This is a genomic window from Pseudomonas sp. 20-5 (assembly GCF_056782835.1).
Window position 1 is genome coordinate 3,011,191 of record NZ_CM165584.1, and the last position, 22,525, is coordinate 3,033,715.

Below are 22,525 nucleotides of genomic sequence, written 5' to 3' on the forward strand. Positions count from 1 at the left end.
ACCCCGAGCCTCCCACGGAGAACAGCGATGGAACGAACAGCTCCCAGTCTCACCGGTCGCGGCTTCGCCCGGCCGCGCAATCTCAGCCCGCGCAGCAGCGAGGCGCTGGTGCGGCGCCCGGCGGCGGAGCGCGACGGCCTGCCGCTGCTGATCGAGGCACAGGCTCCCGGCCTGTCCCTGGCCGACTGGATTCGCGAGCAGGGTCAGTCCCTGCACGACGACCTGAACCTGGCTGGCGGCCTGTTGCTGAGAGGCTTCGAGGTCGACTCGGCAGAGCGCTTCCGCGCAGCCGCCGCTGCCTTCGCCCCGCAACTGCTCGACTACAAGGAGCGTTCCTCGCCGCGTAGCCAGGTCAGCGGCGAGGTCTACACCTCCACCGAGCATCCGGTGGACCAGCCGATCTTCCTGCATAACGAGCAGTCCTATACCGCCGACTGGCCGCTGTACATCATGTTCCATTGCCAGGTCGCGCCGCTCGAGGGCGGCGCCACCCCGGTGGCGGCCAACCGGCTGGTGCTCCGCCACCTGCCGGACGAATTGCTGGAACGCTTCGGGCGCCTGGGCATCCTCTACGTGCGCAACTACCGCGCCGGCCTCGGCCTGTCCTGGCGCGAAGCGTTCCAGACCGACAGCCGCGCCGAGGTCGAGGCGTTCTGCGCTGAGCACAGGATCGCCCATGCCTGGATCGGCGACGAGCACCTGCGCACCTGGCAGAGGCGCGCGGCGTTCCAACGCCACCCGTATACCGGCGAGCGCCTGTGGTTCAACCACGGCATGTTCTTCCATGCCACCAGTCTCGAGCCGGGCCTGCGCGATGCGCTGCTGCGCAGCGTCGCCGAGGAAGACCTGCCGTACCAGACCTACTACGGCGATGGCAGCCCGATCGAGGCGCAGACCCTGGCGACCATCCGCAGCGCCATAGACCGCGAGACGCGGCGCTTCGACTGGCGCGTGGGCGACGTGCTGATCCTCGACAACATGCTCGCCCAGCACGGCCGCGAGCCGTTCCGCGGGCCGCGACGGATCCTCACCATCATGTCCACGCCGTATTCCAGCCTGGCGCCCGCCGACGTTCCGCCGACACCTTCGCGCCTGGCGCTCGGAGGTGCCGCATGAGCGCCTCGTTCAGCGCGCCGCGCCTGCGCCCCCGGCAGCTCTCGGCCGGCGACCTGGTGGAGGAAAGCCTGCTCGACCCGGCCAACGACTACCTGCGCATCGTCCGCGCGCGCCAGCCGGGCATGGACCTGCGGCAATGGATCGCCGCCGCCGGCGCAGGGCTGCGCGACAGCCTGCTGCGGCATGGCGGCATCCTGTTTCGTGGCTTCGCGGTAGACGGAGCGGAGGGCTTCTCCCAGGCGGTACAAAGCTTTTCGCCGAACATGCTCGACTACCTGGAGCGCGCGGCGGCACGCCAGGAAGTGGCGCACCGGGTGTTCACCTCCACCGAGTTCTCGCCGGACGGCTGGATTCCGCCGCACCACGAGATGTCCTACTCGCACAACTGGCCGAGCTATATCCACTTCTACTGCCAGACGCCGCCCGCCACCCAGGGCCGCACGCCCCTGGCCGACGAGCGCCGGGTCAGCGCTCGGATACCCGAGGCGATCAGGCAGCGCTTCCTCCGCCATGGGGTGTGCTACGTGCGCAACTACGGGCCGGAGATCGACCTGACCTGGCAGGAAGGCTTCCAGACCGACAGTCGCGCCGAGGTCGAGGCCTACTGCCGGCAGACCGGTACCCAATGGACCTGGCTCGACGACCAGCGCCTGAATACCCGCCAGGTACGCCAGGCGATGGTGCGCCACCCGCTCAGCGGCGAGACGCTGTGGTTCAACCACGCGCACATGTTCCATGTCTCCAACATGCCGCCGGCCCTGGCCCGGGCCTTGCTCGACGAGGTCGGCGAACAGGGCCTGCCGCGCAACGCCTACTACGGCGACGGCAGCCCGATTGAGGCGGAGGTGCTGGACACCATCCGCGCCGCCTACCGCGAGGAAACCCGCGCGTTCGCCTGGGAGCGCGGCGATGTCCTGATGCTCGACAACTTCATCAGCGTCCACGGCCGCGAGCCGTACACCGGCGAGCGCAAGGTGCTGGTGGCGATGACCGACCTGCATGTCCACCAACCCTGAACCCGTGCGAGGGATAGCCATGAGTGCGTCAGAAGACCTGCAATCCGCTGTGCAACCGGCCGCGAGCGAAGCGCTCGAAGGATTCCCGCTGTCTCCCTTGCAGACCCGCGCCTGGCGCCGCCATGCCGAGCGGCCGGAAAATACGGTTGTCGGCGTGCGCCTGCACGCCCCGGCCGATCCCGTGGCGACGCTGGAGCGGCTGCGCCGGGCGCTGGACGGCGAGGCGCAACTGCGCGTGGCCTACCGGACGATGCCGGGCATGAGCCTGCCGGTGCAGGTACTGGATGGGCGCGCGGCCGATCTGCTGGTCGAGCGCCTGCCGGGAGATGGCGACTGGGCCGGACGCTTCGCGCGCGAAAGCGCGCGTCTCGCCGCTTCGCCCCTGGGCGGGGAAGGCCAGCCGGTACTGGCGCTCGGCCTGCTGCTGGACGCCGCCGGAGAGACGCTCCAGGGGCTGTTGCTGGCGGCGCCGGCGTTCGTCGTCGATGCGGCCAGCCTGGTGGCGCTGCTGCGCCGCGGCCTGGGGCCGGCCGGCCAGGCGAGCGCGGACGAGGGAGACGAGGCGCTGCTGTTCCAGCATTTCTCCGAGTGGGCCAACGAGGCGCTGGCCGGCGAAGACGGCGAAAGCGCCAGCGGTTACTGGCGCGAGCAGGCGGCCGTTGCGGCGGAGAGTCCGCTGGCGCTGGCGGACGACCTGGGCGAAGGCGAGTGGACGGCGCGGCGCCTGCTGCCGCGCGCGCTGCTCGAACGCCTGGCCGCCAACGGCTTGCCGGAGGCGGCCGCCCTGCTGGCCTGGACCCAGGTCGCCGGGCAGTTCCAGGGCGACGAGGGACTCCCTCTGGAAATGGCGCGACTGGTCTCGGGGCGCCTGTTCAACGAGTTCGCCGAGCTGGCCGGACCGTTCGCCGGGGTCGCGCCGCTGTGCCTGGAGAATGTCCGCGCGGGCAGCGTCGGCGAGCGGCTCGACGCCCTCCAGGCGGCGATCCTCGCCCAGGAGGAGGCAGCGGCCCTGCGCGATCCCTTTGCCCCCGACTGGCCGCTCGCCGAGTTGGGCTTCGCCTGGCTGGCGGGCGAACTGGATGGCGCCGGGGTGGCCGAGCTGGATTGCCGTCAGCCGCCGCTGGGCGGGTTCCTCGAGTTGCAGGTGCTGCCCCACGGCGAAGGCCGGCTGGCCAGCCTGCGGGTCCGCCGCGACCATGACGGAACGCTGGCCGGGCGCTTGCTCGACGCCTGGGTCGAATGCCTGGAAAGCATCGCCGCCGACAGGCAACTGCCACTGGCCGGGCTGCCGTTGATCGGCGCGGCCGAGCGCGAGCGCTACCAGGCCTGGCAGGGCGAGCGCGTGGAGCCCGCGCCGGTGGAATCCCTGGTGGCCGCGTTCGATCTGCGCGCCGCCCTGCAGCCGCAGGCGCCGGCGTTGCTGGATGCCCACGGCAGCCTGGATTTCGCCACGCTGCGCGCGCGCAGCGAAGCGGTCGCCGAAGCGCTGCTGGCTGCCGGCGTGCGGCCCGGCCAGGCGGTGGCGGTGATGACCGGGCGCAACCGCGAGGCGATCGTCGCCCTGCTCGGGGTGATGCGCGCGGCGGCGGTGTACACCCCGGTCAATCCGGAGTTTCCGGCGGCGCGGGTGGAGCGGATGCGCGAAGCGGGCGGGATCGTCTTCGCCCTTGCCGATGCCGAGTGCGCCGGGCGCGCCCGCGAGGCCTTCGCCGGGGCCTGCCTGGACCTGTCGACGCTGCCGCTTGCCGGCAGCGGCATGAGCCTGCCGGCGCCGGGCGGGCGCGATGCGGCCTACATGATCTTCACCTCGGGCACCAGCGGCCAGCCCAAAGGCGTGGTGGTCGAGCACGCCAGCGCGCTCAACCTGTCCCAGGCCCTGGCGCGCACGGTATACGCGAACGTGGTGGGCGAGGGCCTGCGGGTGACGGTCAACGCGCCGTTCTCCTTCGACTCCTCGATCAAGCAGATTCTCCAGTTGCTCTCCGGCCATTGCCTGGTCCTGGTGCCGCAGGAGGTGCGCAGCGATCCGCAGCGGATGCTGGGGTTCCTCGAAGAACGGCGCATCGACGTGCTCGACTGCACCCCGTCGCTGTTCCGCCTGCTGCTCCAGGCCGGCCTCGACGATGCCCACCCGGCGCTGCCCGGGCGCATCCTGGTAGGGGGCGAGCGCTTCGACGAAGCGTCCTGGGAGGTCGCCGCCGGCTGGCGCCGCTGCCAGGTGTTCAATCTCTACGGTCCTACCGAAGCCACGGTGAACGCCAGCCTGGCGCGGGTCGCCGAGCATGCGCGGCCGACCATCGGCCGCGCCCTGGCCAACGTCGATCTGCATGTGGTCGATGGCCTCGGTCGTCGCAAGACCCGTGGCGCCAGCGGCGAACTGTGGATCGGCGGCGCCGGGGTGGCGCGCGGCTATGCCGGCGACGCCGGCGAGGCGGCCGGGCGCTTCCTCGAGGAGGGCTGGCCGGGCAGCGGCCGCCTGTACCGCAGCGGCGACCTGGTGCGCTGGCGCGCCGACGGTTGCCTGGAGTTCCTCGGGCGGATCGACGAACAGGTGAAGATCAACGGCTACCGCATCGAACTGGGCGAGATCCGCAGCGCGTTGCTGGAACACCCAGCGGTGGGCGAGGCGGCGGTACTCACCGACGAGGCCGATGCGGCCGAACCGGGCGCGGATCGCCGGATCGTCGCCTTCGTCACCGCCGCCGGTGAGACCGCGGACGAGTCCTGGCTGGAAGTCGACCTGCCCAGCGGGCACCGGGTCGCCGGACTGAACCTCAACGAAACCGAGTACGTCTACCAGGAAATCTTCGTCGACGAGGTCTACAGCCGCGACGGCATCGTCCTGCCGCCGGACGCGGTGGTCCTCGACGTCGGTGCCAACATCGGCCTGTTCTCGCTGTACATCGCCAGCCGCGCGCCGCGCGCGCGAGTGGTCGCCTTCGAGCCGCTGGCACCGATCCGCCGGCGCCTGGAGGCCAACCTCGGACGCTACGCACCGCAGGTCGAGGTATTCGGCATCGGCCTGTCCGACGCCGAGCGCGAGGAAACCTTCACCTACTATCCGGGCTACTCGACCTTCTCCGGGATCGCCGAGTACGCCGACGCCAGCGGCGAACGCGACGTCATCCGACGCTACCTGAGCAACCAGGGCGAGGAGGGCGGGGCCAACCTGCTGCTGGACAACATCGACGAAATCCTCGACGACCGCTTGCGCGCCGAAGCCCACCGCTGCCGCCTGCGCCGCCTCGACCAGGTGATCGGCGAACTGGGCCTGGAGCGTATCGACCTGCTGAAGATCGACGTGCAGCGCGCGGAAATGGATGTGCTGCTCGGTCTCGACGATGCGGCGCTGGCCAAGGTCCGGCAGATCGTCCTGGAGGTCCATGACAAGCGCGACGGTGCCACCGCCGGCCGCGCCGATGCCTTGAGCGACCTGCTGCGCCGCCATGGCTTCGAGGTGAGCATCCGTCAGGACGCGCTGCTGGAGGGTACCGACCGTTACAACTGCTACGCGGTGCGCCCGGGCTATGCCGAGTCGCTGGCTGAGCGCATCGACTGGCGCGCGCTCGCGCCGCGCCCCGCCGCGGCCCTCGGCGGCGAGCTGAGCGAGCAGGCCCTGCGTGGCTTCCTCGAGGCGCGCCTGCCGGCCTACATGCTGCCGAGCCGGATCGCCCGGGTCGAACGCCTGCCGCTGACCGCCGAAGGCAAGCTCGACCGTCGCGCGCTGTTGGCGGCGCTGGCCGCCGAGGCGGCCGCGCAGACCCTGGAAGCGCCGGCCAATGCCACCGAGGCGGCCCTGCTGGAGATCTGGAAGAGCGTGCTGAAACGCCCGGCGATCGGCATCAGCGACAATTTCTTCCAGGTCGGCGGCGACTCCATCCGCCTGATCCAGATGCAGGTCATGGCGCGCGAGGCGGGGCTTGCCTTTACCCTGCGCGACGTGTTCAACCACCAGAGCATCCGCGAACTGGCGCGCCTGCTGGCCGCTCCGGCGAGTCCGGCGGATGCGCTCGGGACCTCGGCGCCGCAGTCGCTGGAGCCGTTCGCCCTGTTGTCGGCGGCGGAACGCAAGCGCCTGCCGGAGGGGCTCGACGACGCCTATCCGATGACCAGCCTGCAACAGGGCATGCTCCTGCAAAGCGAGGCCAGCGGCGATCCACGGCTGTTGCACAACGTCGTCCTGCACGAGGTGCATGGACGCCTGGACGGCGAGTTGCTGGCGCGCGCCTGGGCGATCCTGATCGGCCGCCACGCGATCCTGCGTACCGGCTTCGATCTGCACGGTGGCCAGGTTCCCCTGCAATGGGTCCACCCGGCCGCTGCGGTCGCCGCCGAGGTGCCGGTGCACGACCTGTGTGGCCTCGATGGGGAAACACGGCGCCTGCGCCTGCGTGCCTGGATCGAGGAAGAGCAGGCCACCCCGTTCGACTGGAGCCGCCCACCGCTGGTGCGCCTCGCCGCGCTGGCGCTGGACGAGCGGCGCTTCGCCCTGGGCGTCGCCGAACACCATAGCGTGCTGGACGGCTGGAGCCTGCAAAGCCTGGTGGACGAGCTGCTGGCGGTCTACGCCGACCTTCTCGCCGGTGTCGTCGCGCGGGAAGCGGAAGCGCCCGCGGTAGGCTTCCGCGACTACGTGGCGCTGGAGCGTGAGGCCGAGGCCAACGCCGCCTCGGCGCTGTTCTGGCTCGACTACCTGGCCGGCGCCCGCTACCGGCCGTTGCCCGGCCTGGCGGAGGAGGGACCCCGGCGCATGGCGGCGGTCCGCGTGGACGTGCCGGCCGACAGCCTGTCGCGCTTGCGCGCCCTGGCCGAACGCAGCGGCTTGCCCTTGCGTTCGTTGTTGCTGGCGGTGCATGGCCGAGCGTTGTGCCGCTTCAGCGATGCCGATGAAGTAGTCACCGGCTTCGTCAGCCACGGGCGCCCCGAGGAGCCGGGAGCGGACCGCCTGCTCGGCCTGTTCCTGAACACCCTGCCGTGCCGGCTGTCGGCTTCCGTCGATCTGCTCGACAGCGCCCGTCGCGCATTCGACTACGAGCGCGCGAGCCTGGAACATCGGCGCCATCCGCTGGCGGCGATTCGCAGGCGCAACCGCGAGTTGCGCCTGGACAGCCTGTTCAACTTCGTCGACTTCCACCAGGACGACGCCGCGCCGACGGCGGGAGTAAGGCACGGCGGCATCCTCGACCAGGTGGTGGTGGACGTCGACGTGCCGCTGGCGGTGGACTTCGAGGTGGCCGGCGAGCGCCTCGAGGTGGGCTTCCAGTACGCCGCCGGACGTTTCCCCGCCGAGCGCGCCGAGGCGCTGGCCGACGCCTACCGCGAGGCGTTGCTGGCGCTGCTCGAGGACCCGGCGCAGCCGCCCACGGCGGCCCAGGCCGAGGACAGCGTGGAGCTGCGGCGGGTGCTCAAGGTGTTGTCCCGGGTGCTCGGCCGGCCGCTGGCGGCCGACCAGGGCTTCGCCAGTGCCGGCGGGCATTCGCTGCTGGGCGTGCAGGCGATCGCCGAATTGCGCCGGCTGACCGGCAGGCAACTGAGCCTGGGGCTGTTGCAGGGCGATCCGGATGCCCGCGAAGTGGTGCGCCGCTGCCATGCCGCCGACGCGCCGCCGTTGCCGCCCGCCACCGAGCGCGCCCGGGCCCTGTGGTTGCAGCGCAGCGGGAGCGCGCAGCCGCGCCTGCGCCTGATCGCGCTGCCGCCCGCGGGCGGCAACGCCGGCACTTTCCGTGGTTGGGACGCGCGCCTGCCGGCGGACGTGGAGCTGCTGGCGATCCAGTATCCGGGGCGCCAGGAACGCCAGGACGAGCCATTCGTCACCGATGTAGAGGCCATGCTCTGTGCCATCGACGACGCGCTCCTGCCATTGCTCGACCGTCCGTTCGCCCTGGTCGGCGCCAGCCTCGGTGGCATGCTCGCCTACGAACTGGCGGCACGCCTGGAAAGCCTGCACGGCCTGCGCGCCAGGCAGTTGTTCGTGATCAGCAGCCGCGCTCCGGGGCCGGACCTGGAATACCCGCGCTTCCATGCGATGGGCGACGCCGAGTTGCTGCGAACCCTGCGCGAGTACGACGTGCTGCCGCTGGAAGTGCTCGACGACCCGGAGCTGCGCGAGATCAGCCTGGCCACCCTGCGCGCCGATTCGCGCCTGGCCGCCGACTATCGCTACCGCCCGCGCGAGCCGCTGGCCATACCGATCACCGCGATCCTCGGCGAGCAGGACCCGGGCGTCTCCAGGGCGGCCATCGACGGCTGGCGGCGGCACGCCAGCCGCTACGAGCTGGAGACCCTGGCCGGCGGCCACGGCCTGGTGGTGACGGCGGCGGAGGAGGTCTGCGCGATCCTGCGGCAGCGCCTGGCGCCCGATGTGCCTGGCGGCGTGCCGGCGAACCTGGCAACCTGAACCGCCGGCCCCTGCCGCCCGCCTGGCGGCAGGGGCCGGTGCCGTCCGTCTTCATTCGAGGTTGCCCATGGTTCTGCGCGAATACACCCAACGCCACCGGCTCGACGCCGTCGCCCCGGCCGACTACCACCGCCATCTGCCGGAGCAGGTCGCGCGCGGCCTGCCTTCCGCCGAGCTGGTGGTGTTCCGCGTCGCCGACGAGCATTCCGACACCGCGGCGTTCAGCGCACGCTACGGCTTTGGCCTGGAGGACTGCGCCAACACCCTGGTCCTGCGCTACAAGCGCGACGGCGCCGAAGGCTATGCCGCGGTGGTCAACCTGGGCTCGCGGCGGCTCGACGTGAACGGCGCGGTCAAGGCGCTGCTCGGGGCCCGCCGGCTGTCCTTCGCCGCCCGCGAGGTCGCCACCGAGCTGACCGGCATGCAGTTCGGCGGCATCACCGCGTTCGGCTTGCCCGAAGGCATGCCGCTGCTGGTCGACGCGGCGGTCTTCGAACGGCCGTTGGTGGTGATGGGCGCCGGGGTCCGCGAGACCAAGCTGCTGCTGTCCCCGGCACTGCTGAAAGACCTTCCCGGAGTGGTGGTCGCCGAACTCAGCGAAGCCGGTTGAACCCGGCGCGGAGCATCGCCGCCGCGGCTCTGCCAATTGTGGTAGGTGAAGCCTTCCGCCGTCTCTGCAACCATGCCCCCGCCCTGATCGTGACAAACGCCGGAATGCCCCGTGGTAGACGCTCGCGCCTGTTTTTTCTAAGCGTTCGCGGTGGCCACGGCGCGGTTCGTCGGACAGCCCCTCCGGATGCGTTTCCTACCTTCATCCGAGGAGCGGTAAATGATCAGGATCGACTTTTCCCAGTTGCACCAGGCCCGCGAAGATGCCGCGGCGGCCATGCCGAGCATCGCCGGCAAGAAGATTCTCATGGGCTTCTGGCACAACTGGCCGGCCGGCGCCGCCGACGGCTACCAGCAAGGCTCGTTCGCCAACATCGCGCTGGAAGACGTGCCGAGCGAGTACAACGTGGTCGCCGTGGCCTTCATGAAAGGGCGCGGCATCCCGACCTTCCAGCCATACAACCTGTCCGACGCGGAGTTTCGCCGCCAGGTCGGCGTGCTCAACGCCCAGGGCCGCGCGGTGCTGATTTCGCTGGGGGGCGCCGACGCGCACATCGAGTTGCACGCCGGGCAGGAGCAGGCGCTGGCCGCCGAGATCGTCCGCCTGGTGGAAACCTACGGTTTCGACGGCCTGGACATCGACCTCGAGCAGAGCGCCATCGACCTGGCCGACAACCAGCGGGTGCTGCCGGCGGCCCTCAAGCTGGTGCGCGAGCACTACACCGGGCAGGGCAAGCACTTCATCGTCAGCATGGCCCCGGAGTTCCCCTATCTGCACAAGAACGGCAAGTACGTGCCTTATCTGCAGGCCCTGGAAGGTGTCTACGACTTCATCGCGCCGCAGTACTACAACCAGGGCGGCGACGGCCTGTGGGTCCAGGAGGCGAACGGCGGCAAGGGCGCCTGGATCGCGCAGAACAACGACGCGATGAAAGAAGACTTCCTCTACTACCTCACCGAGAGCCTGGCCACCGGCAGCCGCGACTTCGTGCGGATCCCGGCGCAGCGCCTGGCCATCGGCCTGCCGAGCAACGTCGATGCGGCGGCCACCGGCTACGTGATCGATCCCGCCGCGGTGAGCAACGCGTTTCGCCGCCTGGAAGCCGCCGGTCACGCGATCAAGGGCCTGATGACCTGGTCGGTGAACTGGGACGATGGCCTGAACAAGCGCGGCGAGCGCTACAACTGGGAGTTCCGCAAGCGCTACGCCAGCCTCATCCATGACGGCGAGGGCGGCGACCAGCGCCCGGCGGCGCCGCAGGGCCTGCGTCTGCTGGAGCGCGGCGAGACCAGCCTGGTGCTGGCCTGGAACGCCTCCAGCGGGCAGCGTCCGATCGATTACTACAGCCTCTATCGCGACGGCGCCATGGTTGGCCAGAGCGCCGCGCTGGGTTCCACCGACAGCGGCCTGACGGCGGACACCCGCTACAGCTATTTCGTCACCGCCACCGATACCCAGGGCAACCAGTCGCTGCCCAGCGAAGGCCTGGAGGTCAGCACCAGCGGCGGGGCGGTGGATCCGCAATTCCCGCAATGGCGGGAAAACCAGGCCTATCGGGTCGACGATGGGGTGACCTACGAGGGGCTGCGCTATCTCTGCCTGCAGGCGCACACCTCCAACAGCGGCTGGACGCCGCCGGTAGCCTTCACCCTCTGGCGGCCGCTGCGCTGAGGGGGCGGGCCGGTCCGCGCTGCGGGCCGGTCCTTTGGCCGGCGAGAGCCACGCACGGGTGGCGCCATATCCATATGCGTTTTCGGTATTTCCGCTTGATCGTTCATGGCGTTTACCATCACAGCATAACTTGTTATAACAAGTGTCCGAGCCACTCCGACAAGCGAATCCGACCATGGGCAAACTGCTCCCGCTTTCTCCCGTGCCGCTGTACAGCCAGCTCAAGGAGCTGCTGCGCGGGCGCATCCTCGACGGCGTCTACCCGCCGCTCAGCCGCATGCCCTCGGAGAACGAGCTGGGCAAGGCCTTCGACGTCAGCCGCATCACCGTGCGCCAGGCGCTCGGCGACCTGCAGAAGGAAGGGCTGATCTTCAAGATCCACGGCAAGGGCACCTTCGTCGCCCGGCCGAAGGCGTTCCAGAACGTCAGCACCCTGCAAGGCCTGGGCGAGTCCATGACGCAGATGGGCTACGAGGTCATCAACCGCCTGCATGGCCTGCGCTACGTGCCGGCCGGCGCGCGGGTGGCCGAGCGCCTGCGGGTGGAAGAGGGCAGCCCTGTGTGCGAGATCAAGCGGGTGCGGCTGGTCAACCGCGAGCCGGTTTCGCTGGAAGTCACCTACCTGCCGCAGGCGCTCGGCGAGCGCCTGGAGAAGGCCGACCTGGTGACCCGTGACATCTTCCTGATCCTCGAGAACGATTGCGGCATTCCCCTCGGCCATGCCGACCTGGCCATCGACGCGGTGCTCGCCGATGCCGACCTGACCCGCGCCCTGGCGGTCGAGGAGGGCGCGCCGATCATGCGTATCGAGCGCCTGACCCATGCCGCCGACGGCGCGCCGCTGGACTTCGAATACCTCTACTACCGCGGCGACGCTTTCCAGTATCGCCTGCGCATCGATCGGCAGAAGGGAGAGCGGGCATGAACACCCTGGAGCAGGAATACGACATCGTGGTGATCGGCGGCGGCACCGCCGGGCCGATGGCGGCGATCAAGGCCAAGGAGCACGACCGCGAACTGCGCGTGCTGCTGGTGGACAAGGCCAACGTCAAGCGCAGCGGCGCCATCAGCATGGGCATGGACGGGTTGAACAACGCCATCGTCCCCGGCCACGCCACGGCCGAGCAGTACACTCGGGAAATCACCGTGGCCAACGACGGCATCGTCAACCAGGCGGCGGTATACGCCTATGCCAGCCACAGCTTCGAGACCCTGCGGCAGCTGGATCGCTGGGGCGTCAGGTTCGAAAAGGACGAGACCGGCGACTATGCGGTGAAGAAGGTCCACCACATGGGCGCCTATGTGCTGCCGATGCCGGAAGGGCACGACATCAAGAAGGTGCTCTACCGCCAGCTCAAGCGTGCGCGGATCCCCATCGCCAACCGCCTGGTCTGCACCCGCCTGCTCACCGATGCCGAGGGCGCGGTGAACGGCGTACTCGGTTTCGACTGCCGCAGCGGCGACTTCCATGTGATCCGCGCCAAGGCGGTGATCCTTTGCTGCGGCGCGGCGGGCCGCCTGGGCCTGCCGTCCTCGGGCTACCTGATGGGTACCTACGAGAACCCGACCAACGCCGGCGACGGCTACGCCATGGCCTATCATGCCGGCGCCGAGCTGGCCAACCTGGAATGCTTCCAGATCAACCCGCTGATCAAGGACTACAACGGCCCGGCCTGTGCCTACGTCACCGGCCCGCTGGGTGGCTATACCGCCAACGCCAGGGGTGAGCGCTTCATCGAATGCGACTACTGGAGCGGGCAGATGATGTGGGAGTTCCACCAGGAACTCGAAGGCGGCAATGGCCCGGTGTTCCTCAAGCTCGACCACCTGGCGGAGGAAACCATCCAGACCATCGAGGACATCCTCCATGGCAACGAACGCCCCAGTCGCGGGCAGTTCCACGCCGGGCGCGGCACCGACTACCGCCAGCAGATGGTCGAGATGCACATTTCCGAGATCGGCTTCTGCTCCGGCCACTCGGCCTCCGGCGTGTGGGTCAACGAGAAGGCCGAGACCAGCGTGAAGGGCCTCTACGCCGCCGGCGACATGGCCGCGGTGCCGCACAACTACATGCTCGGCGCCTTCACCTATGGCTGGTTCGCCGGGCGCAACGCCGCCGAATACGTCGCCGGGCGCGCCTTCAGCGCGGTCGACCGCGCCCAGGTCGAGCGCGAGCGTGCGCGGATCGAGGCGCCGCTGCTGCGCGAGCATGGCCTGCCGGCGGCGCAGGTGGAGTACAAGCTGCGCCGGCTGGTCAACGACTACCTGCAACCGCCCAAGGTGACCCGCAAGATGGAATTGGGCCTGCAACGCATCCAGGCCATCGCCGAGGACCTGGAGCGGATCAAGGCGGACAACCCCCACGAGCTGATGCGCGCCCTGGAAGTCAGCGTTATCCGCGATTGCGCGGAGATGGCCGCGCGCGCCTCGCTGTTCCGCACCGAGAGCCGCTGGGGCCTGTACCACCACCGGGTGGACTATCCGCGGCGCGACGACGCTGCCTGGTTCTGCCACGCGCACCTGAAGAAGGACGAGCAGGGACGCATGGCCAGCTTCAGGAAACCGGTCGAACCCTACCTGTTCGCCATCGACGAGGGCGAACAGCAGGCCTACCAGCGCCTGCGGCTGAGGAACGACGCCGCCTAGGGCCCCACGCCCCGGCGTAGTACCGCTAGACACCGAGCCCGCCGCCACGAAAGCGGGCCAGATCGAACCACGAGGACCGCGTGCCATGGCCTACCGACCCCAGGACATCTTCTTCCGCAGCAGCGCCCCGGTGACCATCGACGAAGACCGCTGCATCGCCGACAAGGGCTGCACCGTCTGCGTCGAGGTCTGCCCGATGGACCTGCTGGCCATCGATCCGACGACCCGCAAGGCCTACATGGCCTACGACGAGTGCTGGTACTGCATGCCTTGCGAAAAGGACTGCCCGACCGGCGCGGTGAAGGTCGAGATTCCCTACCTGCTGCGCTGACGCCCGCTCCCGGCAAGCGAGGCAGAACCCGCCATCCGGCCACTCCCGGACGCCACCCTGAAACACCCCTCGTTTCCCACCACCGTCCGGGTGGCGGAGACGATTCCCATGACCATGATTCGAGGGGAATCCCCATGCGACTGCGTGCAATCCTGGCCAGCCTGGCGCTGGCCCTGACTTCCCTGGGTGCCCAGGCGGAAACCATCCGCGTGGCCATCGGCACTCAGGACACCACCATCAACTGCGCCGCCGGCGGGCTGCTGATCCGCGAGCTGGGCCTGCTGGAGAAATACCTGCCGCGCGACGGCCGCTACAAGGATGCGGACTACCGGGTGGAGTGGAAGAACTTCACCAGTGGCGCACCGCTGACCAACGAGATGGTCGCCGGCAAGCTCGACTTCGGCGCCATGGCCGACTTTCCCGGCACCTTCAACGGCGTGGCCTTCGCCGCCGCCGGCAAGCGCAGCCTGTTCATCAGCGTGCTGTCCGGCAGCACCCGTGGCAGCGGCAACGGCATCGTGGTACCGAGCGGCTCGCCGGTGCAGTCGCTGGCCGAACTGAAAGGCCAGACCATCTCCGTACCGTTCGCCTCCACCGCCCATGGCATGCTGCTGCGCGCGGTGGCGGCGCAAGGCTGGGACCCGCAGCGCGACGTGACCATCATCGCCCAGCCGCCGGAAATCGCCGGTTCGGCCTTGCAGGCGAACAAGATTGCCGCCCATGCCGACTTCGTACCCTTCGCCGAGCTGTTCCCCAATCGCGGCTTCGCCCGCAAGATCTACGACGGTTCCCAGGCCAACGCGCCGACCTTCCATGGCGCGCTGGTGGACGCCGCCTACGCCGAGCGCTATCCGGAGGTGGTGGTGGCCTACCTGCGGGCGAGCATCGAAGCCAATCGACTGCTGGCCGCCGAACCGGAGAAATACAGCGAGCTGATCGAGAAGGTCACCGGCATCGAGGCCGAGGTCAATTACCTGTTCCACGGTCCGCTCGGCCTGCAGACCCGCGACCAGGCCTGGAAACCCGAATACCGCCAGGCGCTGGCGACCTCCATCGACACCCTGAAGCTGCTGAAGAAGGCCGACCGTGGGCTGGACGTCGAGCGTTTCGTCGACGACCGCTACATCCGCGAGGCCTACCGTCAGGCCGGGCTGGACTACCAGGCGGCGCTGGCAGACTACGCACCGTCGCCGCTGCGCGCCAGCGACGCGCGCAGCGGCCGGCCGATCGAGGAGTTCGAACGGGTAGCGCAGATCTGGGTGAAGGGCGAGGCCAGGGTGCGCCATTACGCTTCGCCGGAGTCGGCCCTGGCCGATCTTGCCGAGCTGAAGGCGCAGGGCAAGGCGATTCGTGCGATCTACGCCCAGGATCGTGACAGCGGGATCAAGCTGCTGGCCAACCAGGCGTGGTTCGTCCGCGACGGCGAGGGTCGCCTCAACGCCTTCCTGCTCCGCGAGCAGGCCCAGGACTATGCCCGCCGCCATGGCGGCGAGGTACGCGACTTTGCCGCCGCCAGCCAGCAGGCGCTGGCGCTCCGCTGAGGCGGGCGTCTTCGGAGTCCGCCCATGAGTTCGCTTCCGATCTCCCGACCCTGGCGCTGGGCCACCCGCGCCGCTTCGCTGGCGGCCTGCCTGGCGTTCTGGCAGCTCGCCGCCGGTCTGCAACTGAATCTGGGCCTGGTGACCTTCGCCAACGTGCCGACGCCCGGTGCGGTGTTGCTGGCGGCCTGCAACCTGGCCCAGTCCAGCGTGCTCCTGGCGCACCTCGGCGCCAGTCTGGCGCGGGTCTTCGCCGGCTATCTGCTGGCCGCCGCGCTGGGCATCGCCCTCGGCCTGGCGATCGGCCGCTCGGCCTGGGCCGAGGCCTTGCTGCTGCCGCCGCTGGAAGTGCTGCGGCCGATCCCGGCGGTGGCCTGGATTCCCCTGGCGATCCTGATGTTCCCTTCGTCGGAGGCCTCGATGATCTTCATTACCTTCACCGGCGCGCTGTTCCCGATCCTGCTCAATACCGTGCATGGCGTGGAGGCGCTCGATCCGCGCCTGCTGGCTTCGGCGCGCAGCCTGGGGGCGGGGCGCCGGGCACTGCTGCGCGAGGTGCTGCTGCCCGGCGCCGGACCGGGCATCTTCACCGGCCTGGCGATCGGCATGGGCACCTCCTGGTTCTGCCTGGTGACCGCCGAGATGATCTCCGGGCAATGGGGACTGGGTTACTACACCTGGGCTTCCTACAACATCCAGAACTACGACGAGGTGGTGGTCGGCATGCTGCTCATCGGCCTCTTCGGCATGGGCAGCAGTGGGTTGGTGAAGCGCGTCGGCGCGTCGCTGACGCCCTGGTACGCGGCGGGAGGCAAGGTCCGATGACGACGGCCGGCAACAGCCTGGGGCGCATCCAGATCCGCGACCTGAGCATCCGCCTGGGGCAGGGGAGCGAAGCCTTCGAGGCGGTCCGCGATCTGAGCCTGGAGGCGCGGCCGGGCGAGTTCGTCTGCCTGCTCGGGCCTTCGGGATGCGGCAAGTCGACCCTGCTCGGCGCCCTGGCCGGCCACCTGCGGCCAAGCGCCGGCAGCGTGAGGGTCGACGGCCGGAGCGTGGAAGGACCTTCGCCGCAGCGTGGCATGGTATTCCAGCAGCACACCCTGTTCCCCTGGCGGCGGGTCCGCGACAACGTCGCCTTCGGCCTGAAGATGCAGGGCCTGGCCCGCGCCGAGCGCAACCGGCGCGCCATGGAGATGCTCGGACTGGTGGGGCTGGCGGACTTCGCCGGGCGCTGGCCCGGCCAACTGTCCGGGGGTATGCAGCAGCGCGTGGAGATCGCCCGGGTGCTGGTCAACCGGCCGCGCCTGCTGCTGATGGACGAGCCCTTCGGCGCCCTCGACGCGCAGACCCGGCTGAAGATGCAGACCTTGCTGCTGGACGTATGGGCGCGGGTCCGCACCACGGTGCTGTTCGTCACCCACGACATCGACGAGGCCCTGTACCTGGCGGACAGGGTGCTGGTGATGAGCCCCCGTCCGGGACGGATCATCGCCGACCTGGCGCTGGACTTCCCGCGCCCTCGCGACACCCGGCTGGTGACCAGCGCCGACTTCGTGCGCCTGAAACGCCACTGCCTGGAACTGCTCGACCACGACGACGGCCGCCAGTTGCCGCGCCTGACCCCGCTCGGCTTGCCGCCGGGCATCACCCCGGACCGACTGCGGATCGCCATATGACCTGTAAAAACGCCACCCTGCCCGAAATCCTCGAACTGTCGCCGCGCCTGGAGGACGCCGACCCCGGCGTACGCCGCCTGGCGCTGATCGAACTGGCCGACCTGGAGCTGCCGGAGGCGCTGCCGTTGCTGGTTGCGGCCCTGCGCGGCGATCCCGACCCCGGCGTGCGCGGCGAGGCCGCGCGCCTGCTGGAGGCCTGGGAGGAAGACGCAGTGGTCGATGCGCTCTGTGCGGCCCTGGCCGATCCGGTGCCGGCGGTGGCCGATGCCGCCGCGCAGAGCCTTGGCGAACTCAAGGAACCGGCCGCCGGGCGGCGCCTGCTGCCGTGGCTCGGGCATGCCGATGCCTTCGTCCGCGCCAGCGTATTGCGTGCGTTGCGCGAACTGCGCCTGGAGGAGAGCGCCGTGCCGGCCCTGGCCGCCCTCGGCGATCCGCAGGCGGCGGTGCGCCGCGAGGCGGTGGCGGTACTCGGCTGGCTCCGCCACCAGCCGGCCCTGGCCGAACTGGCCAGGCTGGCCAGCGCCGATGTCGACCCGGAGGTACGCCGGGCGGCCACCGGCGCCCTCGGCCTGAGCCGCGAGGCGACGGTGCTGCCGGCGCTCTGCGCGGCGCTGGCGGACGCTCAATGGCAGGTTCGCGAAGAGGCGGCGACGACCCTTGGCAAGCTGGGCCGGGAGGAGGCCGGCGAGCCGCTGCTGAAGGCCCTGGCGGACGACTACTGGCAGGTCCGCCTGCGCGCCGCGCGGGCGCTCGGGCGCTTGCGCCACCGGCCGGCGCGGGAGGCGCTGGAAGCATTGCTCGGCCATCCCATCGGCAACCTGCGCAAGGAGGCCGCCCTGGCCCTCGGCGAACTGGCGGACCCGGCCTCGGCCCAGGCCTTGCGGGTCGCCGAAGGCGACGGCGATCCCGAGGTGCGCAAGGCGGTGCGTATCGCCCTGGCGCAACTGCGGGTGCCGGCATGACCCAGCCGCCGCTGCGCCTGCGCAATTCCGCCAGGGACGGCTGGCTGATGCTCGAATGGGCGGACGGCGCGGTCAGCCGGATCGACCATGCTCGCCTGCGCGCCGCCTGTCCCTGTGCGCAATGCCGGGCGCAGCGCCTGCGCGGACGGATCGTCGCGGCGGAGCAGGGCGTGCGCCTGCGCGATATCCGCCTGCAGGGCTACGGCGTGCAGTTGCTGTTCGACGATGGCCACGAGCGCGGTATCTACCCCTGGTCCTATCTGCGCGACGAACTCTGAGGCGGGTATTGTTCCGCTCCCGGCAACAACGTGAAGCGCGTTCATGGGTTTCAGATTGTTGCCACTCCCTGCGTTGTCCCCGTCCCGCCACGGCCACCACCCGGGTGACCCGCTCGAAGGCCCGCCGCCTGGCTTCGTTGTCGTTTCCGTAACACTGTTTTCCAGCCTGAAACGTTTCAGCTTTACTTGCAAAGACCTTATCATTCGCAAATTAACCATTGTTCTGCTTGGCTCAGATCATGAGTCCTCTTCATAAACCCTTGCTCCTTGCAAGGTTATCGAGGAAGTAGAGCGGTCGCTGCGTGCGGCCAGTCGACCATTCGCAACGAGGAAGCGTTCGCGTGAAATCCCATCTTCTCCGCCCGGCCCTGCGCCCCGTGGCCGGCGGCCTATTGTCCGCCTCCCTGCTGTGCAACGCGGTGCACGCCGCCGAGGCGTTCTCCCCGAACTCGAAATGGATGCTCGGCGACTGGGGCGGCAAGCGCACCGAGCTGCTGGAGAAGGGCTACGACTTCAAGCTGGAGTACGTCGGCGAGGCGGCGGCCAACCTCGACGGCGGCTATGACGACGACAAGACCGGACGCTACACCGACCAGTTCGCCCTGGGCGTGCACATGGACCTGGAGAAGATCCTCGGCTGGAAGGCTACCGAGTTCCAGTTCACCGTCACCGAGCGCAACGGCAAGAACCTTTCCAACGACCGCATCGGCGACCCGCGTGCCGGGCACATCAGCTCGGTGCAGGAGGTCTGGGGCCGCGGGCAGACCTGGCGGCTGACCCAGCTATGGCTCAAGCAGCAGTACTTCGACGGCGCGCTGGACGTGAAATTCGGCCGTTTCGGCGAGGGCGAGGACTTCAACAGCTTCCCCTGCGATTTCCAGAACCTGGCCTTCTGCGGCTCGCAGGTGGGCAACTGGGCGGGGAGCATCTGGTACAACTGGCCGGTCAGCCAGTGGGCGTTGCGGGTGAAGTACAACTTCGCGCCGGACTGGTACGTGCAGGTCGGCGCCTACGAGCAGAACCCGTCGAACCTGGAGACCGGCAACGGCTTCAAGATGAGCGGCAGCGGGACCAAGGGCGCGCTGCTGCCGGTGGAGCTGATCTGGCAGCCGAAGGTCGGCGCCGAGCAACTGCCGGGCGAGTACCGGCTGGGTTACTACTACAGCACGGCGAAGGCCGATGACGTCTACGACGACGTCGACGGCCAGCCGCAGGGGCTGACCGGCAACGACTTCAAGTCGCGCGGCAGCAAGCATGGCTGGTGGATGGTGGCGCAGCAGCAGGTCACTTCGCACAACGGCGATGCCTCGCGCGGGTTGAGCCTGTTCGCCAACCTGACGGTCCACGACAAGGCGACCAACGTGGTGGACAACTACCAGCAGCTCGGGGTGGTCTACAAGGGTCCGTTCGACGCGCGGCCGAAGGACGACATCGGCCTGGGCATCGCGCGCATCCATGTCAACGACGATGTGAAGAAGCGCCAGCGCCTGGTGAACCAGGTGAACGGCATCGACGATTACGACAACCCGCTGTACCAGCCGCTGCAGGACACCGAGTACAACGCCGAGCTGTACTACGGGGTGCATGTGACCGACTGGCTGACGGTGCGGCCGAACCTGCAATACATCAAGCAGCCGGGCGGGGTCGACGAGGTCGACAACGCGCTGGTGGCGGGGATCAAGATCCAGACGGTGTTCTAGGCTGTTGCTTCGGACAACCGCGATTCGGTCATGGCCAGCGGCCATTTCTTCAGCGCCGCCCAACGCGGCGCGGCGGGCTGAACAGCCCGGCGTGCAGAACGTAATAGGAGAGTAAGCAATGCCTGTCATCAACCCCGAAGGGAGTACCGGACGATGAGCGAAGGTAACCGCAGTCGATCGCGCCTGCTGCCGAGCCTGCTCGGCCTGTTGATCCTGCTGTCCGGCCTGGCGCTGCTGGCCGGCGGCATCAAGCTGGCGAGCCTGGGCGGCTCGCTGTACTACCTGCTGGCCGGCATCGGCCTGGCCCTGAGCGGACTGTTGCTGCTGCTGGGCAAGCGTGCGGCGCTAGGCCTGTACGCTCTGGTGCTGTTCGCCAGCACCGTCTGGGCGCTGTGGGAAGTCGGCCTGGACTGGTGGCAACTGGTGCCGCGCCTGGCTCTGTGGTTCGTCTTCGGCCTGCTGCTCTGGCTGCCCTGGTTCCGCCGCCCGCTGCTGGCCGACGGTCCGGCGCCGCTGGGCACCGCGGCGCTGGGCGTGGCGGTGGTCCTGGCCGGCGCCGCCGCGGTGGGCAGCCAGTTCACCAATCCGGGGCAGATCGTCGGTCGCATCGACCGCGACAGCGGCATGACCAGCACCGCCCCGGCGATGCCGGACGGCGACTGGCAGGCCTACGGGCGCACCGAGTTCGGCGACCGCTACTCGCCGTTGAAGCAGATCACCCCGGCCAACGTCGGCCAGCTCGAGGAAGCCTGGCGCATCCGTACCGGCGACCTGCCGACCGCCGACGATCCGCTCGAACTGACCAACGAGAACACCCCGCTGAAGGTCAACGGCATGCTCTACGCCTGCACCGCGCACAGCAAGGTGCTGGCCCTCGACCCGGACACCGGCGCGGAAATCTGGCGCTTCGATCCGCAGATCCAGAGCCCGGTAGGCTTCAAGGGCTTCGCCCACATGACTTGCCGTGGCGTCTCCTACTACGACGAAGAGCAGTACGCCAGGAGCGACGTCGGCGCGCCGCCGGCCGCGCTCTCCGAGGCCGGCAAGGCGGTCGCCGCCAGTTGTCCGCGGCGCCTGTTCCTGCCCACCGCCGACGCCCGCCTGATCGCGATCAACGCCGACAACGGCAAGGTCTGCGAGGACTTCGGGGTCAAGGGCGCGGTCGACCTGACGGCCGGCATCGGTCCGTTCACCCCGGGCGGCTACTACTCCACCTCGCCGGCGGCGGTCACCCGCAATCTGGTGATCATCGGCGGCCACGTCACCGACAACGAGTCGACCAACGAGCCGTCCGGGGTGATCCGCGCCTTCGACGTGCACGACGGCAAGCTGGTGTGGAACTGGGACAGCGGCAACCCGGACGAGACCGAGCCCCTGGCTCCCGGCAAGTTCTATACCCGCAACTCGCCGAACATGTGGTCGCTGGCCAGCGTCGACGAGAAGCTCGGCCAGGTCTACCTGCCGCTGGGCAACCAGATGCCCGACCAGTGGGGCGGCAACCGCACCCCCGGCGCCGAGAAGTTCAGCGCCGGCCTGGTGGCCCTCGACCTGAACACCGGCAAGCTGCGCTGGAACTACCAGTTCACCCACCACGACCTGTGGGACATGGACGTCGGCAGCCAGCCGACCCTGCTCGACCTGAAGACCGCCGATGGCGTCAAGCCGGCGCTGATCGCGCCGACCAAGCAGGGCAGCCTGTACGTGCTGGACCGCCGCGACGGCACGCCGATCGTGCCGATCCGCGAAGTGCCGGCGCCGCAGGGCGCGGTGGAGGGCGACCATACCGCGCCGACCCAGGCGCGTTCCGACCTCAACCTGCTGCGCCCGCCGCTGACCGAGCGCGACATGTGGGGCAGCAGCCCGTTCGACCAGATGCTCTGCCGCATCCAGTTCCGCTCGCTGCGCTACGAGGGCCAGTACACCCCGCCGTCGGAGCAGGGCAGCCTGATCTATCCGGGCAACGTCGGAGTGTTCAACTGGGGCGGGGTGTCGGTCGACCCGGTGCGCCAGATCCTCTTCACCAGCCCCAACTACATGGCCTTCGTCTCGCAGATGGTGCCGCGCGACAAGGTGCCCAGCGGAAGCAAGCGCGAGGGCGAGACCAGCGGCGTGCAGCCGAACACCGGCGCGCCCTACGCGGTGATCATGCATCCGTTCATGTCGCCCATCGGCCTGCCGTGCCAGGCGCCGTCCTGGGGTGACGTGGCGGGTATCGACCTGACCACCGCCAAGGTCGTCTGGCAGCACAAGAACGGCACCAGCCGCGACAACACCCCGGTGCCGATCGGCCTCACCGTCGGCGTACCGAGCATGGGCGGCTCGATCACCACCGCCGGCGGCGTGGCCTTCCTCAGCGGTACGCTCGACCAGTACCTGCGCGCCTACGACGTGAAGGACGGCAAGCAGCTCTGGCAGGCGCGCCTGCCGGCCGGCGGCCAGGCCACGCCGATGAGCTACACCGGCAAGGACGGTCGCCAGTACGTGCTGATCGTCGCTGGCGGACACGGCTCCTTCGGCACCCGCATGGGCGACTACATCATCGCCTACGCCCTGCCCAGGCAATGACCCGCCCACCGGGAGCCCA

15 protein-coding genes are annotated in these 22,525 nt (G+C 69.5%); all 15 read left to right on the forward strand.

The window, feature by feature from the left end; genetic code table 11:
- The first annotated feature begins 27 nt into the window (after positions 1–27).
- The 15 genes from AC1RB9_RS13860 to AC1RB9_RS13930 all read left to right on the forward strand — a co-directional run bounded on the left by AC1RB9_RS13860 (position 28) and on the right by AC1RB9_RS13930 (position 22,506).
- Positions 28–1,116: a TauD/TfdA family dioxygenase gene (locus tag AC1RB9_RS13860; protein WP_003160283.1), complete on the forward strand. Its 1,089-nt coding sequence runs from the start codon at positions 28–30 to the stop codon at positions 1,114–1,116.
- The gene (locus AC1RB9_RS13865) at positions 1,113–2,132 is read left to right on the forward strand and encodes a TauD/TfdA family dioxygenase (RefSeq protein WP_003113096.1); all 1,020 of its coding nucleotides are present in this window, start codon (positions 1,113–1,115) and stop codon (positions 2,130–2,132) included. The genes AC1RB9_RS13860 and AC1RB9_RS13865 overlap by 4 nt, the downstream gene beginning before the upstream one ends.
- Before the next feature lie 19 nt (positions 2,133–2,151).
- Positions 2,152–8,529, forward strand: coding sequence for a non-ribosomal peptide synthetase (locus AC1RB9_RS13870; protein WP_033873473.1), 6,378 nt, complete (start codon positions 2,152–2,154; stop codon positions 8,527–8,529).
- A 67-nt stretch (positions 8,530–8,596) separates the two neighbouring features.
- On the forward strand, positions 8,597–9,139 hold the full coding sequence (locus AC1RB9_RS13875; RefSeq protein WP_003089366.1) for a YbaK/EbsC family protein: 543 nt from the start codon (positions 8,597–8,599) through the stop codon (positions 9,137–9,139).
- Between the two features lie 219 nt (positions 9,140–9,358).
- Positions 9,359–10,810: a carbohydrate-binding protein gene (locus AC1RB9_RS13880; protein WP_003450871.1), complete on the forward strand. Its 1,452-nt coding sequence runs from the start codon at positions 9,359–9,361 to the stop codon at positions 10,808–10,810.
- 175 nt (positions 10,811–10,985) lie between these two features.
- Complete coding sequence (locus tag AC1RB9_RS13885) at positions 10,986–11,735, forward strand: GntR family transcriptional regulator (RefSeq protein ID WP_003113099.1); 750 nt, start codon at positions 10,986–10,988, stop codon at positions 11,733–11,735.
- A complete protein-coding gene (locus tag AC1RB9_RS13890) occupies positions 11,732–13,456 on the forward strand; it encodes a fumarate reductase/succinate dehydrogenase flavoprotein subunit (RefSeq protein WP_003113100.1) in 1,725 nt (574 codons plus the stop codon). The genes AC1RB9_RS13885 and AC1RB9_RS13890 overlap by 4 nt, the downstream gene beginning before the upstream one ends.
- 85 nt (positions 13,457–13,541) lie before the next feature.
- Entirely contained in the window at positions 13,542–13,787 is a 246-nt protein-coding gene (locus tag AC1RB9_RS13895; RefSeq protein WP_003089354.1) for a 4Fe-4S dicluster domain-containing protein, read from the forward strand.
- A 134-nt stretch (positions 13,788–13,921) separates the two neighbouring features.
- A complete protein-coding gene (locus AC1RB9_RS13900; RefSeq protein ID WP_003113101.1) occupies positions 13,922–15,328 on the forward strand; it encodes an ABC transporter substrate-binding protein in 1,407 nt (468 codons plus the stop codon).
- A 24-nt stretch (positions 15,329–15,352) separates the two neighbouring features.
- A complete protein-coding gene (locus AC1RB9_RS13905) occupies positions 15,353–16,150 on the forward strand; it encodes an ABC transporter permease (protein ID WP_003113102.1) in 798 nt (265 codons plus the stop codon).
- On the forward strand, positions 16,147–17,001 hold the full coding sequence (locus tag AC1RB9_RS13910) for an ABC transporter ATP-binding protein (RefSeq protein WP_003122732.1): 855 nt from the start codon (positions 16,147–16,149) through the stop codon (positions 16,999–17,001). The genes AC1RB9_RS13905 and AC1RB9_RS13910 overlap by 4 nt, the downstream gene beginning before the upstream one ends.
- Entirely contained in the window at positions 16,998–17,963 is a 966-nt protein-coding gene (locus AC1RB9_RS13915; RefSeq protein WP_003450862.1) for a HEAT repeat domain-containing protein, read from the forward strand. Before AC1RB9_RS13910 ends, AC1RB9_RS13915 begins: the two co-directional genes overlap by 4 nt.
- On the forward strand, positions 17,960–18,241 hold the full coding sequence (locus tag AC1RB9_RS13920) for a DUF971 domain-containing protein (protein ID WP_003113105.1): 282 nt from the start codon (positions 17,960–17,962) through the stop codon (positions 18,239–18,241). Before AC1RB9_RS13915 ends, AC1RB9_RS13920 begins: the two co-directional genes overlap by 4 nt.
- Positions 18,242–18,582: 341 nt before the next feature.
- The gene (gene oprB / locus AC1RB9_RS13925) at positions 18,583–19,941 is read left to right on the forward strand and encodes a carbohydrate porin OprB (RefSeq protein ID WP_003450859.1); all 1,359 of its coding nucleotides are present in this window, start codon (positions 18,583–18,585) and stop codon (positions 19,939–19,941) included.
- A gap of 153 nt (positions 19,942–20,094) precedes the next feature.
- Complete coding sequence (locus AC1RB9_RS13930; protein ID WP_003089344.1) at positions 20,095–22,506, forward strand: glucose/quinate/shikimate family membrane-bound PQQ-dependent dehydrogenase; 2,412 nt, start codon at positions 20,095–20,097, stop codon at positions 22,504–22,506.
- Positions 22,507–22,525: the final 19 nt, after the last annotated feature.

Coding starts and splice junctions, on each gene's coding strand:
- AC1RB9_RS13865 (WP_003113096.1), top strand. CDS start 1,113: ATGAGCGCCTCGTTCAGCGCGCCGCGCCTGCGCCCCCGGCAGCTCTCG.
- AC1RB9_RS13905 (WP_003113102.1), top strand. CDS start 15,353: ATGAGTTCGCTTCCGATCTCCCGACCCTGGCGCTGGGCCACCCGCGCC.
- AC1RB9_RS13890 (WP_003113100.1), top strand. CDS start 11,732: ATGAACACCCTGGAGCAGGAATACGACATCGTGGTGATCGGCGGCGGC.
- AC1RB9_RS13860 (WP_003160283.1), top strand. CDS start 28: ATGGAACGAACAGCTCCCAGTCTCACCGGTCGCGGCTTCGCCCGGCCG.
- AC1RB9_RS13895 (WP_003089354.1), top strand. CDS start 13,542: ATGGCCTACCGACCCCAGGACATCTTCTTCCGCAGCAGCGCCCCGGTG.
- AC1RB9_RS13880 (WP_003450871.1), top strand. CDS start 9,359: ATGATCAGGATCGACTTTTCCCAGTTGCACCAGGCCCGCGAAGATGCC.
- AC1RB9_RS13915 (WP_003450862.1), top strand. CDS start 16,998: ATGACCTGTAAAAACGCCACCCTGCCCGAAATCCTCGAACTGTCGCCG.
- AC1RB9_RS13920 (WP_003113105.1), top strand. CDS start 17,960: ATGACCCAGCCGCCGCTGCGCCTGCGCAATTCCGCCAGGGACGGCTGG.
- AC1RB9_RS13900 (WP_003113101.1), top strand. CDS start 13,922: ATGCGACTGCGTGCAATCCTGGCCAGCCTGGCGCTGGCCCTGACTTCC.
- AC1RB9_RS13875 (WP_003089366.1), top strand. CDS start 8,597: ATGGTTCTGCGCGAATACACCCAACGCCACCGGCTCGACGCCGTCGCC.
- AC1RB9_RS13930 (WP_003089344.1), top strand. CDS start 20,095: ATGAGCGAAGGTAACCGCAGTCGATCGCGCCTGCTGCCGAGCCTGCTC.
- AC1RB9_RS13870 (WP_033873473.1), top strand. CDS start 2,152: ATGAGTGCGTCAGAAGACCTGCAATCCGCTGTGCAACCGGCCGCGAGC.
- AC1RB9_RS13885 (WP_003113099.1), top strand. CDS start 10,986: ATGGGCAAACTGCTCCCGCTTTCTCCCGTGCCGCTGTACAGCCAGCTC.
- AC1RB9_RS13910 (WP_003122732.1), top strand. CDS start 16,147: ATGACGACGGCCGGCAACAGCCTGGGGCGCATCCAGATCCGCGACCTG.